Origin of the sequence: Veillonella sp. (genome assembly GCF_018364065.1) — a bacterium.
In the GTDB taxonomy this organism is placed as follows: Bacteria; Bacillota; Negativicutes; order Veillonellales; family Veillonellaceae; genus Veillonella_A.
On the sequence record NZ_JAGZMO010000010.1, the window covers coordinates 1 to 20574 of the forward strand.

Genomic DNA, 20574 nt, shown 5'->3' on the forward strand with positions numbered 1-20574 from the left:
TACACCGGCGTTAACCATGTTTTCGCCACCGCCGTAAGAAGTACCTACGCTAACCATTGTATCACCGTTTGGACGGTAGAACGCACCTAACGCTACGGCGTTAGCACCTTTGTAGTTACCTACACCGGCGGATACTTCCCATTTAGCTTCAGGGCTGAATTCCAATGGATGTAAAGCTGCGAGTGCGGCTGCACCGGCACCTACACGGTCAACACGGTTGTCCAAGTTGTTAATGCGGTTATTCATTTGGCCCATGCCGTTGTCAATGCTGCTGATTGCACGATCAAATTGACCTTTGTTAATTGCATCAGTTGCATTTACACCATCGCCAACGTTCTGGATTACATTACCACCCATGCTTACGTTATTGTTTTGGATAGTAATTCCATTAGTACCATCGTCGTTTTTAATCGTTAAACCACTGTTGTTGATAGTTGTATTACCGGTTGTTACGGAACCTGTGTTTACAGAGCTATCGTTGATGATAGTCTGGTTATCACCGGAGCCGATGGTAATGTTGTTAGCTACTTCGATGCTGTTAAGACCTTTAATGTCTTTGGACAATTTAATGTCGAAACCGGATCCGTCGCTGTTATTTACAACACCGATGTTGTTATCGGACAAGTTGTTTGCATCAGCGCCGCCTTTAAGTTTCATAGCATCTGTATTCTTACGAGTTACCTGATTAGCTTCCCCGCTGTCGCTTTCGAATACACGGCTGGAAGATTTAACAGCTGTGTCGATGTCATCAATCTTCTTGGAAATGCTGTCAGCTACGTCTTTCAACTGACCTTCAGTTGCTGCACGATTTTCAACGATACCTTTGTTTGCAGGATCCCATGTTGTGTTATCAAGGCCGGTAAGGAACTGACCGTTCTGGGAATCAGTAGTGCCATCAGCTTTTGTGCCGACTACATTGCTCTGGTTCCCCATTACGATACCGCCATTAGCAGCGTCACCGATAGTTACCTGACCGTTAGTACCGTCAACAACTACTTTGTTAGCACCGTCGCCGGCAGTAACTGTAGCTGCATCACCATTGATATTAACCTGTTTAGCTGCATCAGTGTCAGAACCTAAAGTAATGTTGTTTTCCAAGGATACTTTAGTACCGGTGCCATCAGCGTTTACTTCAACACTAATATTTTTACCGGCAATCACTTTATTAGCAGTTACATTGGAATTAATAGTGTCATATACAGATTTCAACTGATCTTCAGTTGCTGCACGGCCACTTACATAACCGTTAGCCGTTGGATTCCAAGTTGTGTTTGTTAAACCTGTAATGTAGTTACCTTCTTCAGCAACGCCATTGGAGTTCTTTACAGACTGTTTTGCAATGTAAATTCCTTCGCCTTCAGTAGATCCACCTACACGAACGCTGTTAAGTGCGTTCAAGTCTTTAGACAATTTAACCTGTAAGGTGTCATCAGCGGATTTTACAACACCAATGTTGCCGTCAGTTAAATTGTCGCTCGCTGCACCACCGGTAATGTTGAGTTTCTGACCATTACCGCGGGTAATTGCATTCTGATCATCGCCGGCAAACTGTAATGTTGTTTTGCCTGCTTCTTCAGCTGCACTAGCAACTTGTTTCAACTGAGCTACGTTTACAGCATCAGTATCATTTGTACCGGCTGCTACGTTAGTGATCTGACGAGTTAAGCCTGTAGCGCTGTCACCTACGGATACAGCAGCACCGGTTGCCTGCCAAGTGGACACTAACTTATTCATTTCAGTTTGGTCAGCACTTAAGGAATTTTGAGCTGCAGTCAATTCAGTTTGTTTTGCATCAATCTGATCTTGAAGGTCAAAGTATTCATTGGACCATCTGCTGTATTGGCTCTGTTGCTGTTTTAAATCAGCAATATCAGAGTTTAACGTGCTAACTGTGCTGTTGCTCGACTCAATGGAAGATTTAAGGGCATCATACTGCGTCTTATTAAGAGCACCAATGCTATCAGTATCAGTGATTTGACCCAATGGATCATAGCCGATAGCGCCTTTATCTACTGTTGCAAGGGAATTTGCACCAAGAGCTACACCGCCATCGTAGGATACATTCGTATTTCGACCGATAGCAACTGCATTATTAACAGTTGTTGTAGTTCCTGTATCAGCAGAACCAATGATAACGTTGTTATTAACGCCTGTTAACGTACGGTTATCACCAATTACTACAGCAGTCTTAGTATCTGATACTGTATTGTTGATACCTGTAATCGTTACGTTATCTACATTAGTCGCTGTATTTTTGTAACCTGTCACAGAGTTATACTGAGCAATGTCGGCACTTGTACCGGTAACGGTATTATTTACACCGATAATCGCTGTGTTCTGAGTGTAGTCTGCAGTATTACCGCCACCAACAGCTAAGGTAGAACCGCCGCCACCGGAGCTTTGAATGCCCTTACGCAATGCATCAGCCATTTCATCAACAGTCAACGTGCTGGTTAATGTGTCAATGCCGCTAATGGATTGTACAGAGTTGGTAATTTTATTGCCTGCACCGTAAATCAATGCACCATTAGCATTTTCAGCAATATTGCCTACACCAACGATACTGTTAGCGATACCGCTGGCACCGCTGTAGCCGGCAGAGCGAATGCTGTTCAAGGAACCAACTACGTTAGCGCCGAAGTTTTGAGAGCCATAAAGAAGGCTGTTGAAACCGCCGGCACCGGTGAAGTTACCGGTCATTACAGAGTACGCACCGAGCATACTGCCTAATGCACCTTTATTGTAGGAGTTGGAACCGATTGTGGTCATACCTACAAGGTTTGCCTGAGACTGGTCGTTGATTTCAGAACCGCCCATAGTGTAGCCCTTCATAGTGTGAGAGCCGATTTGAACACTGCCTGTACGAGCATATGCATTCGCACCGATAGCGATACCGCCCGGGGATTTGTCAGGATCAATTGGAAGGTCACTAGCGGATGTGTAGTTATCCGGAGTGAAGCTTAATGCTCTATCCTGTTTACCACTACCATTCAATACAGTGGCACCTTTACCCATAGCAATACTTGTTAAGTTAAGACCGTTAGTAGTAACGACTGCGTTTTCACCGATCGCAATACTGCCTGTGCCGGTGTCTCTATTACCACCATTACCCAGCACACGAGCATTTGTACCGATAGCCACGGAATTGTTGGTCTGAGCACTAGCAGCTACACCGGCAGCCAATGCATTAGAACCGGTAGCACCGTTATTGTTGTAGTTGCCGGCTGTAGTATCAGTGGAGTTAACACTGTAGAAATGAGTTTTATTAGCATTAATTGTATTTGTTAAATTTGTAATATCTGTGGAGGACGCAATGCCGTCTACAGTAACAGTACCACCGTCATTACGAGTCAGTGTCAATGTGTTACCACTTAACGATGCACTTGTTACATAGGCGTTCTTGATACCTGTTACTTCAACAGTTTTACCTGTAGAATCAGTCAATACCAAGGTACCATCAGTACCGGCGTAGGAGATTGTGCCGCTAGCCAATGTTGTATTAGTGTCAGTAGCTGTAATCTTATAAGTAGTAGAACCGTCATTTTCAGTAGCAGACGTAATGGTTACATTTTCACCTGCGTCTAAATTCACTTTAGAAGCTTTGAGCTGTGCTACGTTAACAGCATCAGTGTCCTGCATACCGGCTGCAACGCCTGTAATCTGACGAGTTGCAGTAGCTGCACCGCCATCAGTAGGAACACCTACGGAAACAGCGCCTAATGTGGACTGCCAAGTTGCGGATGTATCTGTAGATGCCGCTTTAGTTCTAGGGTTATAACCGGCTACACCGGATGCTACGCTGGCTACAGAGTCGGAACCTAAGGCCACACCACCATTAACCGTTACATTGGCATTGCTACCGATAGCCACAGCATCACTGGCAGTTGTTGCTAACGCGGAATCAGCAGAACCGATTACAACTGTATCAGCCAAGTTAGACAATGTTCTATTAGTACCAACAACAATTGTATTGTCTATATTAGTCGCCGTGTTGTTAAAGCCGGTTACAGAGTTGTACTGGCTGATGTTACTGCTTGTGCCTTTAACAGTATTGTTTACACCAATAATCGAAGTTTTCTGCGTGTAGTCAGCTGTATTACCACCACCGATTGCAAGTGTGGCACCACCACTTTGAGAGTTCTTAATGCTAGTCATCAAAGTTGTCTGCAATTCTTTAGCAGATGCACCGCCACTGGATGGAGCAGAAATCGCTGTAATAGAGTTTGTAATTTCATTGCCCGCACCGAAGATTAATGCACCATTAGAGTTAGCTGTTCTGTTTGCCGTACCAATAACACTGCTTGCTACGCCGGAGTAGTTGGATGAAGAGGTAGCGGATTCAATGCTGTTCAAAGAACCATAGATGTTAGCACCAAAGTTTTTAGCTGCTTTCGGTCCGTCAAAAAGACCGGCAAAACCACCAAGACCTTGGTAATCAGATGTTGCAATGGAATAGGAACCATTTACTGTGGAAAAAGAACCTGAGTTGTAAGCGTTCGCACCAAGCGTAGTGGAATTGATGTATAACGATTTAGCACGCACACCTGTATTAGAGGAACCGTCAACTGTAACATCACCAAGAGCACCTACATACTTGTGGTCGCCAATCATAACGCTGCCGGAACGAGCATAGGTATTCTGACCAATGGCAATACCGGCTGCCAACTGAGTTAAATCGGTTTGACCAAAGGTAAACGTTTTTTCCTGATTACCATACATATTCTCAACATAGGCATCATTACCGATAGCAATACTACCTACCTGGTTAACATAGTTGCTAGTTTTGGACCCGTCACCAACTTTAATATCGGAAACCGCTTCAACTGTACCAATTCCGGATGCGGAAATTAATGCAACAACAGCTAAGGCTGTAGCCATGGAAACGTATTTAGTTACGCTTCCGGATTCAGATTTGCCGTGGCGTTTTGCTAATTCGGACACTACCACATAACTATTTTTTACTTTACTCCAAATTACTTTATACTGCTTATTCATTAGCAGAACCTCCTAAGATTCGAGCTTTCACACAATACTCACTTAAGTTCATTTAAAAATCACACAATCAAGAGATTTTGAAAACGATAATCTCTTTTATTAACTCAGCTTATTGTATAGGTTATATCGATAACTGTCAATCATATCGAATAAACTAAATGTGTATTTTTCACAAAAATTTCATTTAATTCACTCTTTATTCAATTTTGATATAATTAAGACATCGCCAAAATTTTGATTTTATTCCTCATCTATCCCCTAAAAATCTCACTTTTTTATCAATTTTCGCAGTATTTTAATATTACATTTCATCATTATTACAAATTATCATTTTATAAATAACAATTTGTATTGTAATCCTTCTTCATTTTAAAATCAGATTTAATTTCATAAAAATATTTTATAAATTATCTCCAGCCCTTCGAAAATTTATTTTATATACGAAAATCACCAACTCATTCTTTCCTCATGCATTTTTACTCATATGATTATCGTTCATTTTATCCAATCATCGCTTTATTCAAATAATTATCATTTTATTCAACACAAAAAGGAGCTGCAGCGACCTAAGTCGCCACAGCTCCTTTCTATTTGTCTCTATTCAGTTGTTAGTCCGTTCATATAACCGGTTCATTTTTTATCCTTACCGGCATAAGCCACTAAGTGTTCTAAAACTGAAGGTTATATTATCGGCTGCTGATTAACGTATTAACGAGTCTTGTTAATTCTTCAATACGTTCATCTTGCGATGCAAGACGTTCGTTTTGATCAGCTACTACTGCTTTCAAATCAGTAATTTCTTGAGCCATTACCTTCTTAGAAGGATAGTTCTGGGTTTCACCATCACCAACACGCAAGGTTACACCGGCGTTGATCATGTTTTCACCACCGCCTAAGGAAGTTCCAACGCTGAACATTGTGTCGCCGTTTGGACGATAGAACGCACCTAATGCTACGGCACTCGCGCCTTTGTAGTTACCTACACCGGCGGAAACTTCCCATTTAGCTTCAGGGCTGAATTCTAATGGATGCAATGCTGCGAGAGCGGCTGCACCGGCACCAACGCGGTCAACACGATTATCCAGTTTGTTGATTCGGTTGTTCATTTGACCCATGCCGTTGTCAATGCTGCTGATAGCGCGGTCAAATTGACCTTTGTTAATTGCATCAGTTGCATTTACACCGTCGCCAACGTTCTGAACTACATTACCACCCATGCTGATGTTGTTGTTTTCGATAGTAATGTTCTTCGTAGGATCTTCGTTCTTAATCGTTAACCCACCATTGTTAATCGTTGTGTTACCTGTAGTTACAGAACCAGTATTGATAGTGTCGCCTTCGATAGTAGTCTGTTTATCACCGATACCAATCTTAACGCTATTGTTTACTTGAATAGTGTTAATATCTTTGATGTCTTTAGCCAACTTGATGTCAAAACCAGTCTTATCGCTGTTATTTACAACGCCGATGTTTCCATCAGACAATTCACCGGTAGCGCCGCCTTTGAGTTTCATTGGATCTGTATTCTTAACAGTTACTAAGCTACCTGCATCAGCTCCACTGTCACTTTCGAATACACGGCTGGAAGATTTAACAGCTGTGTCGATGTTGCTGATTTGGTCGGCAATATCTTTCAACTGACCTTCAGTAGCTGCACGGTCGGCTACATAACCTTCACCGGTTGGATCCCAAGTAGTGTTATCAAGGCCTGTAATGTATTTACCAGTTTGAGCTGTGCCATCAGTTTCAGTACCATCAGCACCTACAACTTTTGGTGTAACTGTTTGGTTGCCGATAGAAATTGCACCTTTCGTAGTATCGCCAACTGTTACAAGGCCGCTGTTACCATCTACAGTTACCTTGTTATCTCCAGTACCTGCAGTAATCGTGGAGTTAGTACCATCAATAGCGACTTGGTTAGAGCCACCATCACCGGCTGTGATTGTGCCGTTTGTACCACTAATAGCTACGTTCTTACCAGATGCATCACCAAGAGTGATATCATCTTTCAATGCTACCTGAGTACCTGCACCATTCGCAAGCTCAGTTACAGTAATATTCTTACCTTCAACGACTTTATTGGCTTTTACAGTGGAGTTAATTGTATTATATACAGATTGTAATTGATCTTCAGTAGCTGCACGACCACTTACGATACCATCCGTCGTAGGATTCCAAGTCGTATTAGTTAAACCTGTGATGAACAATCCATCTTCAGTTTTATTCGTAGTAGTTTTAACACCGGTCTGGTTAGCAATGTAGATGCCTTGACCTTCAACAGAACCACCAACACGAACACTGTTAAGGTCGTTCAAGTTTTTAGCCAATCTTACTTTTAAGCCACTGTCGCTTGCTACAACACCGATATTATCTACGGTAGTAAGTTGATCTGCATCAGTGATACCACCGGTAATCGATAATGTTTCATTCAGTTTCTTGGAAACTGTTACGTCTGCAGTATCGCCAGTGAAATTCAAACCATCATCCAATGTTGCCACTTCATGTGGAGTGCCATCTTCATCTGTATAAACAACACGAGTAAATCCGTCTTTACCATCAAGACCGTTAGACCCGTCTTTTACGATAATGTTGGCACTTGCATTCTTACCGTCAGCACCTGCTGAACCAGGTTCACCGATAATAGTAACGCTACCGGCTTCGCCGTTTTTACCATCTGCACCAGGAGTACCGGCTACAAGGTTATTACTCATCTTCAAGTCATAAACCTTCTGACCGTCAACATCTTTCACAGCCATAGTAAGGTTGCCGGTTCCGATGTAGCTGCCTAAAGCACCATCAGCGCCTGCAGTTGGAGCATTGCCATTTAAGGTAACTTCAGTATGTTTTGCACCTTTAATAGCACTATTCAACTGACTTACGTTAACAGCATCAGTATCAGCTGTACCGGCTGCTACGTTAGTAATCTTCTGGTTGCCATTGTCGAGGCCTGTGCTGGATAATTTAACACCGTTATTGAAGGAGATGCTACCGTCAGCCATTGTGAGATCTTTAGCCAACTTAACAGTTAAACCGCCATCAGCCTTAGCAACAACACCGATGTTATTATCTGAAAGTTTTGTTTCGTCTGTGATACCACCGGTAATAGATAAGGTCGAATTCAATTTCTTAGCAATTGTTACGCCTGCCGTATCGCCTGTAAAGTTCAAACCATCATCCAATGTTGCAATGTTATTAACAACAAACGGATTTCCTGCATTTTGCGTAATGGTTAATGTATGATCCTCCAAATCAACATCCGTTACATAAGTATCCTGGAGCCCAGTAACTTTTACCGGATTTGCAACATCAGTTGTAGTCAACGTGATTGTCCCTGCACCCGTAGATTTATCATAGGTAGCCGTACCACCGGTTACCTTGGTATCAATAGCATTTACCGTATAAGTAGTACCATCATCTGTTTTCACAGTGTTAAGTTTTACATTCTCACCTTCAACTACAGTTACTTTGTTAGCGTTCAACTGAGATACGTTAACTGCATCGGTAGGGTTCACACCATTAGCTACATTAGTAATTGTTTTACTACCTGCATCAATACCTGTTGTAGTAACGGATGGCCCATTAGTGATTGTCAAGCCTGTTGTACCAAGGGCCACTGCATCACCAACTGCAACACTATTTAAGCCTGTAAGATCTTTAGATAATTTAACTTTCAATGCAGTATCGCCGTCTTTTACCACACCGATATTACCATCTGTTAAGTTACTGCTAGCTGCACCGCCGGTAATATTGAGGACATCATTATTGCCTCGGGAAATTTCAGCTGTCTTATCATCACCGGTAAATTTCAGAGTTGTATTACCGGCATCGGAAGCTGCCTGCGCAACTTTTTTCAACTGTGCCACGTTAACCGCATCAGTATCTTCCATACCGGCTGCAACGCCTGTAATTTGACGAGTAACATTATTAGCAGCATCACCTACAGATACGGCAGCCGCTGTAGATTTCCATGTTGCTGTTGTATTTGTAGATGCCTTTTCAGTCTCTACATCATAACCTGCAACACCTGCATCAACACTTGCTACAGAACCGGAACCTAACGCTACACCATTAGCCACCGTTACATTTGCATTATGGCCAATCACAGTTGCATCGGCTACTGTTGTTGCCATAGTTCTATCTGCCGAACCAAGGATTACGCTATTGGAAGCACTTGTTAATTGTCTGCTATCACCAAGAACAATTGCTTTATTGGTATTAGTCACAGTGTTACCGCTACCGATAATTGTAACATTATTAACGTTAGTACCTGTATTCATATACCCGTCAAGCATGTTAAGCTTACTTTCATTACCTTCAGTACCTGTCAAAGTATTCCCTACCCCAACCACTTTAGAAAGTAATGCATAGTCAGCCGTATTAGCTCCGCCTACAGCAAGAACTGCACCACCGCTAGTTTTTACCATATCGCTTAAGGCCGTAATCATATCATCTGTATCACCAGAATCAATAGCTTTCTGCATACCACTAGCTAAAGGCCCTACAGTAGTCATATCTACCGGACGATACGAGTTTGTAATCTTATTACCTGCCCCCATAATTAATGCGGCATTGGCATTTTCTGTTTTATTAGCTACACCGACAATACTATTGGCCACGCCATCAAAGGTTGTTCCGGATTGTGCTCCTACAACGTTGAAGGAACCGTATACAGAAGCCGTAGCGCCTTGGAAACCAACGCTCATACCATTTTCGCCATTGCCTTCAATACGAGAGAATGCCCCGGTTACTGTTGATGCCGAACCATAGGCCGATGCTGCCGGTCCTGCAGCTATCGACATTCCGGCTTTAGCCCCTGTATTATCATAGTTTGCTACAGTACTACCTCTATCATTTACACTGTAGTAATGAGTTGCGCTGGACGCTACTTCATCACTTGTAGCCAAAGCACTTAAATCTACTTCATAGTTCTTCTTAGTATCGTTCTGCACAAATTTAATTTTCTTACTGTTAGCGTCATAAGTGCCACTAGTAGTGTAGGTGTCTTTTGATGCAACTGTATACGTTGTAGCGCCATCATCAGCAGTAGTAGGTGTAACTGTAACATTATCATTGCCTGCTACTACTGTTACTTTATTCGCATTCAACTGAGATACGTTAACTGCATCAGTAGGGTTCACACCATTAGCTACATTAGTAATTGTTTTACTACCTGCATCAATGCCTGTAGTAGTAACAGATGGACCATTAGTGATAGTCAAGCCGGTTGTACCAAGGGTTACTACATCACCAACTGCAACACTATTCAAACCAGTAAGATCCTTAGATAATTTAACTTTCAGTGCAGTATCGCCGTCTTTTACAACACCGATGTTACCATCGGTTAAGTTACTGCTAGCTGCACCGCCAGTAATATTGAGGACATCATTATTACCTCGGGAAATTTCAGCTGTTGTATCATCACCGGTAAACTTCAACGTTGTATTACCGGCATCGGAAGCTGCCTGGGCAACTTTTTTCAACTGTGCCACGTTAACAGCATCAGTATCTTCCATACCTGCTGCAACACCTGTAATCTGGCGAGTAATATTATTAGCTGTATCACCTACGGAGACAGCAGCTGCTGTAGATTTCCATGTTGCTGTTGTATTTGTAGATGCCTTTTCAGTCTCTACATCATAGCCTGCAACACCTGCATCAACACTTGCTACAGAACCAGAGCCTAAGGCAACGCCATTAGCTACGGTCACATTGGCATTATGACCAATAGCAGTCGCATCAGCCACCGTTGTTGCCATAGTTCTATCTGCTGAACCAAGGATTACACTATTGGAAGCACTTGTTAATTGTCTACTATCACCAAGAACAATTGCTTTATTGGTATTAGTCACAGTATTACCGCTACCGATAATTGTAACATTATTAACATTAGTACCTGTATTCATATACCCGTCAAGCATATTAAGCTTACTTTCATTACCTTCAGTACCTGTCAAAGTATTCCCTACCCCAACCACTTTAGAAAGTAATGCATAGTCAGCCGTATTAGCTCCACCTACAGCAAGAACTGCACCACCGCTAGTTTTTACCATATCGCTTAAGGCCGTAATCATATCATCCGTATCACCAGAATCAATAGCTTTCTGCATGCCACTAGCTAAAGGCCCTACAGTAGTCATGTCTACCGGACGATACGAGTTTGTAATCTTATTACCGGCCCCCATAATTAATGCGGCATTGGCATTTTCTGTTTTATTAGCTACACCGACAATACTGTTGGCTACGCCATCAAAGGTTGTTCCGGATTGTGCACCTACAACGTTGAAGGAACCGTATACAGAAGCCGTAGCACCTTGGAAACCAACACTCATACCATTTTCGCCATTACCTTCAATACGAGAGAATGCCCCAGTTACTGTTGATGCCGAACCATAAGCCGATGCTGCCGGTCCTGCAGCTAAGGACATGCCACCTTTAGCTCCTTTATTATCATAGTTGGCAACAGTATTGCCTCTATCATTTACACTATAATAATGTGTCTCACTATTAGCCACATCATCTTTTGTAGCCAAACCTTTTATAATAACAGCACCCTTGTCATTTCGAGTAAGTGTTAATGTTCCATCCGCACTCAATGAACCTTCTGTTACATATGTATTCGTATCTGTGGACGCAATCTTATAATCCGTTGAGCCATCGGTGGCAGTCGTAGGCGTAATTGTTACATTATCACCTGCGGTCAAGGTTACCTTATTAGCTTTCAACTGTGCTACGTTAACAGCATCAGTATCATTAGTACCTGCTGCTACATTGGTGATTTGACGTGTCAAGTTATTATCACTATCACCTACAGAAACAGCCGCCAAGGTAGACGTCCAAGTCGCACTTGCTTTTTCAGCATCAGTCAATTCTTCAACGCTTGGATTATAGCCTACTGCACCTTTATCAACACTTGCTACAGAGCTGGAACCTAAAGCTACACCACCATCAATAGTTGTATTTGCATTTCGACCGATAGTAACCGCATCACTAGCACTTGATGTCATTACAGAATCAGCCGAGCCGATAACTACGCTATTAGCTGCATCGGATACCGTACGATTTGTACCGATAATTGTTACATTATCTACATTAGTACCGGTATTGTTATACCCGGTAACATAGTTTTCCTGACTAACGTTACTGCTCGTACCTGTCACTGTATTGTTTACACCAATAATCGCGGTTCGTAAAGTATAGTCAGCTTTGTTGCCGCCACCGATTGCAAGAGTCGAGCCACCACTAGCAGAAGACTTAATAGTACTCATCAAAGTATCCTGTAAAGCCTTAGCTGAATCACCTGCTGATGTAGGTGCATTAATAGTAGTAACCGAGTTGGTAATTTCATTGCCCGCACCAAAAATCAAGGATCCATTAGCGTTAAATGTGCGGTTTGCTGTACCGACAACGCTGTTCGCGATACCGGAGTAGCGACTTGATGCTGTTGCCGATTCCACACTATTCAAGGAGCCCATAATAGTAGCACCGAAGTTTTTCCCTGCATCAAAAGTGTTTCGACCACCTAGATAGTTACCTGTGGCAATATTGTAAGCACCGGTAATAGTAGAAAAAGCACCATTGTTATAACTGTTAGTACCTAAAGTCGTTGCATTGATGTTAACGCCAGTTGCCCGAGTATTAGCACTATCAACATCCACATCGCCCAAAGCACCACGGTAATTATGAGTACCAATCATTAAACCACCGGAACGAACGAATGTATTTTCACCAATGGCGATACCAGTTGCCACTTTAGATGGGTCTGCAGGTATTCTTGAGCTTGTGGCAATACTACCACTAAATGTCGTCTGACCTAGGCTAAATAGCGCTTCCTGTTGCCCTGCCATATTATCAATTTGTGCATTTTGACCGATAGCAATACTTGCGCTCTGATCTGCATAGTTATTAATTTTTGCGCCGTTACCGATGGCAATATCACCACTACCTTTGCCGCCGTTACTATCTAGGGCTTGTGCATTATTACCAATAACAACGCTGTTATGTGGCATTGCAGTTGCTTTACCAATAGCAATTGCATCAGTACCGGTTGCACCGTTGTTATTATAGTTAGTGCCGTTAGCCGCAGAATTTACCTGGAAGTAATGAATCTTATTAGCATTCAATTGAGATACGTTGACTGCATCAGTATCCGCTACACCGGCTACTACATTAGTAATCTTCTGATTGCCCGCATTGATACCGGTTGTTGTAACGGACGGACCATTAGTGATTGTCAAACCGGTTGTACCGAGGGTTACCGCATCACCGACTTTGACACTGTTCAAGCCCGTAAGGTCTTTCGCCAACCGAACATTGAGTTTACCATCTGCGGAAACCACACCGATATTGCTGCCGGTCGTCACATCAGTAGCACCGCCGACGATATCCATGGTTTCACCCAGTTGCTTGTTAATAGCATCTCCGGAATCACCGGCAAAGCTTAAGCCTTTGTCAATATTATCTGTAATACCACTTAAATCCACTTCATAGTTTTTCTCGGTATCGTTCTGAGTGAATGTAATCTTCTTGCTGTCTGCATCGTAAGTCCCCTTCGTAGTGTAGGTGTCTTTCGATGCAACGGTATACATTGTACCACCATCATCAGCCGCAGTAGATGTAACTGTAACATTATCATTGCCTGCTGCTACTGTTACTTTATTAGCTTTCAACTGTGCTACGTTTACGGCATCAGTATCAGCCGTACCAGCTGCTACATCTGTAATCTGACGAGTGATACCTTTAGAAACATCACCTACAGATACCGATCCGGCTGTGGACTGCCATGTATACAAAGCTTTACCGGCTTCAGCCAATGCACTTTGTTTGCTGTCCAAATCAGCCTGAGCTGCAGTGATTTCAGTTTGTTTAGCATCATACTGAGCTTTGAAAGCTTGATAAGCTTCTTGCTGTTCATAACCATTAGGGTCTATCTGCTTAATTTGATCCATGTATCCTTGTAATTCAGCAGCTTCACTATTTAACGTAGTTATAGTTGTTTGTGCATCGGTTACTTCCGTCTGTAAGCTCTGATACTGCGTATTACTACCTAAAATACTATCCGCATCGGTAATTCTACCAGATGGATCATAACCTACAACGCCCTTATCTGTACGAGCCACAGAGTTAGCGCCAAGAGCTACGCCACCTTCAATAGTAACATTAGCATTTCTACCAACAGCTACTGCGTCACTAACAGTTGTTTCTAGCGCAGAGTCTGCAGAGCCGAGAATAACATTGTTATTTACACCAGTTAATGTACGATTATCACCAATTACAACAGCCGTCGTTGTATCTGTTACGGTATTATTAGTACCGGTCACAGTTACATTATCTACATTAGTTGCCTTATTGTTATACCCAGTCAACGCATTATTCTGACTAATATTACTGCTTGCGCCGGTCAATGTGTTGTTAACACCAATAATAGAAGATCTACGTGTATAATCAGCAGTATTGCCACCACCAATAGCTAACGTTGCACCACCGCTACTGGACTTTTTAATCGTATCCTGAAGCTTATCCACCATAGCATCTACAGAGTCAGCTCCACTCGTTGGCATAGAAATATCAGTAATCGAATTAGTAATCTTATTACCGGCACCAAATACTAAGGAACCATTAGTGTTATCCGTAATATTCCCTAAACCAACGATAGTATTGGCAACACCTTGGTAAGAAGGATTAAATAAACTACCACTGCCGTTTGAACGAATACTGTTCAAGGAGCCCATTACGGTTGCACCAAAGTTTTGTGCACCATAAGCCAGCGTATTTCTTCCGCCATCACCTGTAAACCCACCTGTTGCAATAGAGTAAGAGCCTACCATAGTTGAGAACAACCCTTTATTATAACTGTTTGTCCCCAAGGTAGTCTGATTTACATGGAAGCTGGAATTTTTATCCGTAATTTCTTTACCACCCATGGTGCCTTTGTACACACGATCACCAATGTCAATTGTACCGGTACGACCATAAGCATTGGTACCGATAACAATAGATGTAGCTACGCGGCTGGCATCAGTCGGATTATCATATCCACCGGAACCTCGCTTAGGCCAATTGGTAGGATCCATTCCCAACAAAGCCTCTTGTTCACCGCCACCGGTGAAGGCTTCAGCACCTTTACCGATAACAATACTACCTTCCAAAGCAATATTTTGTGCAACTCGAGCATCACTACCGATTACAACGCTGCCCTTACCACCGGAAAGAACATTCGTCCCCAAGGCTATGCCATTTTCATGTTCTGCTACAGCGTTAGGGCCGATAGCAACAGAATTTGTGCCCTTAGCACCGTCATTGTTTTGGTTAGCTGCTAATTCAGATTTTACAGAGAAGTATTTAACTTTATTGGCCGTAATATCAGCAGTGGTTGCAATACCGGTTACCTGAATAGGGGCGCCCTCATTGCGAGTAAGTGTTAAGGTATGTGTATCTGTATCCAAAGCCGCACTTTCTACAAAGGTGTTCTTCAAACCGGTTACTTCAACAGGATTATTATCAGAATCCGTTAAGACTAAAGTACCGTCAGCACCGTTAGTGCTATATGTAATTTCGCCTTTTGCCAAGACTGTATTCGTATCAGTCGAAGCAATTGTATAGGTAGTAGCACCATCATCAGCTACAGCAGACGTAATCGTTACTTTATCGCCTGCTTTTAAATCTACTTTGTTTGCTTTTAATTGTGCTACGTTAACGGCATCAGTATCTGCAGTACCGGCTGCAACACCCGTAATCTGACGAGTAATCTCATTTGCTGCATCACCCACAGATACAGAACCTACAGTAGAAGTCCAAGCGGTACCGGTTAATTCTTTAGTGCTTGGATTATAGCCTGCCACGCCTTTATCAACGCTTGCTACAGAGTTGGAGCCTAAAGCGACACTGTCGTCTACAGTCGCGTTAGCGTTGTAGCCCATAACGACTACGTTATCCGCCGTAGTCGTCAGTGTTGTATCGGCTGCAGCACGGAAGGTGCTGTTCGTCGTCGTGCTATTAGCTCGACCTAAGATAACGCTGTTGTCAGAGCCGGTTACGGTACGATTATCGCCAAGGAGAATCGTATTATTCGAGTCTGCTACAGCATTTTCATTACCTAGGTTAACGATAGAAGTAGAACCACTAACTGTGTTGTTACTACCTGTTACAGTAACATTTTCTACACTTGTTGCCGTATTATTATAACCAGTCAATAAGTTATATTGGCTAACAGCACTATCAGTTCCTTTTAAGGTATTATTAACACCGATAAGTGCCGATTCCAATGTATAATCGGCTTTATTGGCACCACCAATCGCAAGCGTTGAACCGCCACTATTGGATGCCTTAATACCTTCTATTAAACCAGTTTGTAAATCTTTTGCAGAACCATCAAGAGTAAGATTTACCCCTTCAATTTCACTTACAGAGTTAGTAATCTCATTCCCTGCACCAAAGATTAAAGATCCATTTGAATTAAAGGTACGGTTTGCAAAACCAACAACGCTATTGGCTACACCAGATGTTGTATTTTCAGCAGTAGAGGATTCTACACTGTTCAAAGAACCTACAATAGTAGTTCCCAGATTTTTGCCGGCATTATTCTCATCACCACCGCTGGCATAGTTACCACTGGCAATGGAGTATGAACCTACAATAGTGGCAAAAGCTCCGCTGTTATAGCTGTTTGTACCTAAAGTCGTACTATTAACATTAACACCGGTAGCACGGATATTGGCACTATCTACATCAACATCGCCTAAAGCTCCACGATAATTATGCGTACCAATCATCAAACCACCGGTACGAACGAAGGTGTTTTCACCGATTGCAATGCCGGTAGCTACTTTCGAAGGATCTTCCGGAATAAATGCCATACCGCCACCAGGTCTATCAACTATATTATAATTAGTTTGTCCTAGCCCAAACATAAACTCTTGCATACCGGACATATTATCAATTTGTGCATTTTGACCGATTGCAATACTTGCACTTTGGTCAACATAGTTATTAATTTTCGCCCCGTTACCGATAGCAATATCACCGCTGCCTTTACCACCATTACTATCAGAAACGCTGGCACCATTACCGATAGCAATGCTATTATCTGCAGCTGTGCTGGCTTTACCGATTGCAATAGAATCTGTGCCTTTTGCGCCATCGTTATTATAGTTAGTGCCACTGGTTCCGGAGTTTACGCTGAAGAAGTGCGTCTTATCTGCTGCAAGATCCGCTGTAGTCGCAATACCTTCTACTGTAAGCGGTTCAAGACCATTCTGCGTAAGCGTAAGTGTATTTTTATCCAAAGAAAGACCCGTTACTTGTGTATCAGTAGCAGCTACGGTGTACTTAGTATAACCTTCGGAATTATCACTAGTAACTGTAACATTATCTCCGGAGCCCACTACTTCTACTTTAGCAGCTTTGAGCTGTGCTACGTTAACAGCATCGGTATCATTTGTACCGGCTGCTACGTTAGTAATCTGACGACTTAAACCTGTTGAACTATCACCAACAGATACCGACGCACCGGTCGCCTGCCAAGCAGCAATCATCTTATCCGCAGCAATCTCATTACTGGTTAACTCTGCTTCAGCCGTTGCCAATTTTTCTTGATTTTCCTTGATTTGGCTAGCTATAGTAAAGTACTCATTATCCCACCAATTATATTGACTCTGTTCTTCTTCTAATTGAGTAATTGTCGCATTCAAATCGCTAACAGTCTGTTTATTCGTTGTAATTGTAGCTTGAAGTGCATCATATTGTGCCTGATTATTTCCTGCAAGGTTAGTTGTGTCCGTAATTTTACCGGATTGATCATAACCTATACTACCTTTATCAACACTAGCAATAGAGTTAAGCCCAAGTGCTGTACCTCCATCAATAGTCACATTTGTATTTCTACCAATAGCAACAGCATCGCTAGCTGTTGTTTCAAGAGTCGAATCAGCTCTACCGATAACGATACTATTATCAGCACCGGTTACGTTACGATTTCTACCAATTACAGTTACATTATCCACATTTGATGCCGTATTATTAAAACCGGAAATATAATTGTATGTACTGATATCATCACTTGTACCGCTCAAAGTATTATTAACACCGATGACCGAAGATAATTGAGTGTAGTCAGCTTTATTGCCACCACCCATTACCATAGTCGAGCCGCCACTATTAGATGACTTAATTGCACTCATCAGTTTAGTCTGTAATGCTTTGGCCGAACTAATAGTACTATCTTGAGGCACATCAATATCAGTAATCGAATTGCTAATTTCGTTACCTGCACCAAAAATCAAAGCACCGTTTGCATTATTAGCCACATTGGCAAGACCTACAATACTCGTAGCTACCCCGGCCGCATTATTTTCTGAAGTTGCCGATTCGATACTATTTAATGAGCCCATAATGGTGGCCCCAAAGTTTTTAGGTGCTTTAGCCGTATCATCAAAATTAAAGCCGCCAAGACCTTTATAATCCGAAGTAGCAATCGAGTAAACACCGGTAACAGTAGACATGGCACCTGCACTAAAGCTATTTGCACCAATAGTGGTAGCGAAAGGGCTCAAGTTAGGTTGAAGCATACTTGAAGCAGGATTTGTACTAAGAGTGACATCACCTATAGCTCCAGAATAATTATGCGTCCCCACCATGGTACTACCGGAACGTGCAAAAGAGTTTCTGCCTATAGCAATACCGGTCACCATATTTTCTGGATTATCCGGTGTGCCAATGCTAAAAAAGCCACCGCCACTATATTTTGTCTGGCCTAAACCTAAATAATATTCTTGACGACCATTCATATTTTCACTACGTGCGTTATAACCGATAGCAATGCCGCCACCTTGGTTTACATAGTTATTGACTTGTACTGCAACACCGATAGCAACATCACCGTTTCCCTTAGCCTTAGAGGCATCATTATTACTAATTGTGCCTTGGCCAATAATAATACTCCTATTAGCTGCCGTGTTAGCTCGACCGATAGCAATTGAATCGGTTCCCGGAGCACCATTGTTATTATAGTTGGTGCCACTTGTGCCTGTATTTATCTGAATAAAGTGAGGTGCATTGGCAGCTACGGTTGTTTGCAAAGCACTAAGGCTTGTCGTATTCGTATTTACCACTGTATTTACCGCATTAAGTTGTGCCACGTTAACCGCATCGGTAGCCTGAGTACCGGCTGCTACGCCTGTAATCTGACGAGTTAAATTATTAGCAGTATCACCAACAGAGACTGCACCTAAAGTAGACGTCCAAGTTGCACTTGCTTTATCTGTATCGGAAACAGTAGTCCCCGTCGGCACGGTACCTGCAACACCGGCTGCTACGCTAGCAACAGAGTTAGATCCCAAAGCGACACCGTCAGCTACGGTTGCATTGGCATTATGGCCCAAAATAGTTGCATCGGATACGGTCGTTTCCATTTCTTCGTCAGCAGAGCCGATGACAACATCATTTGTCGCGCCTGTTAATTTACGTTTATCGCCAATTACAACATTGGAAGTCCCGTCGGATACGGTATTGCTCGAGCCGATTACATATGTACTGTCTGTATTTGATAAGGTATTTTTTGCACCGGTAATAAAGTTATATTCACTACCATTACTTGAATTACCTGTTAAGGAGTTACTTACACCGGTAATAGCGGAGAAGCGAGCATAATCTACGGTATTAGCACCACCAACAACCAAAACTTGACCGCCACTGTTGCCTACCGAAGCAGCTAAAGCTTTAGCAGTAGCTATGGGATCCGTCGGATCAACATTACCAATATTAAAGGTTACATCACCATAAGAATTGGTTACGGCATTACCGGCACCAAAAATCAAGGTGGCATTGGCATTCTGCGTAGCATTAGCTGCACCAACAATAGCATTGGCAACACCATCAAACGGAACTACGGTTTGAGTACCTGCCGCCACAGTATTCAAAGAACCTACAACAGTGGCCATAGCACCTTGGAAACTACCACTGGCAGAATTTACCTTAGCCCCCACACCGGCTGCTACAGAACCAATACCTTGTGCACCACTATTATCTTGGTTACCCATATTAGCCAAGCGACCACCCATATCATTAGCACTGTAATACTGATCAGCCGCACTAACTCCCGCCGTCATCCCCGCACACAGTGCCAAGACAGAAAGAGCTACCCCGAGTTTCTGGCCTACGCTGCTCTTTGTTGAAGCAGCTTTGCCATTATTCTTGGCTAGCTCTGACACAACCACATACATGTGTTTTACTCGACTCCATACTACTTTATAATGACGATTCATCTATAAAGCCTCCTTACAATTAACAAATCGTTTAGAATCACACAAATTGCTAAGTATTTGCAAGTTTTTTCAAAAAAGTTGATAATCAAAAATTTTTGTTTCACTAACTCCATAAATTCTATAAAATCCGCCCCTTTTTATTCATAAACAGATTTAATAATTATGCTCTTTTTTGAGATGATTTAAACTTTGTTATCAATTAAACACTATGTGTAAACACTCCCGAACATACCGTTTAATTATACCTTATTCATTAATCATTCACTTTAATTTTAGCTATATAAATAGATAGTGTCAATCTCATTTTCAAGTTTTGATATTA

General features: G+C 42.3%; 2 protein-coding genes. Both read right to left on the bottom strand.

Annotation, left to right across the window (positions count from 1 at the left end; translation table 11 throughout):
- Nucleotides 1–4995, bottom strand: a 4995-nt coding sequence (locus KHZ77_RS08840; protein ID WP_295198054.1) for an ESPR-type extended signal peptide-containing protein, incomplete at its 3' end; no start/stop codon positions are given.
- 686 nt (nt 4996–5681) lie between these two features.
- Nucleotides 5682–20252 carry an ESPR-type extended signal peptide-containing protein gene (locus tag KHZ77_RS08845; RefSeq protein WP_295198057.1) on the bottom strand — a complete coding sequence of 4857 codons (14571 nt, stop codon included), beginning with the start codon at nt 20250–20252 and terminating at the stop codon, nt 5682–5684.
- Nucleotides 20253–20574: the final 322 nt, after the last annotated feature.

Excerpts from the sequence above, each read along its gene's own strand:
- KHZ77_RS08845 (WP_295198057.1), bottom strand. The coding sequence starts at position 20,252 with ATGAATCGTCATTATAAAGTAGTATGGAGTCGAGTAAAACACATGTAT.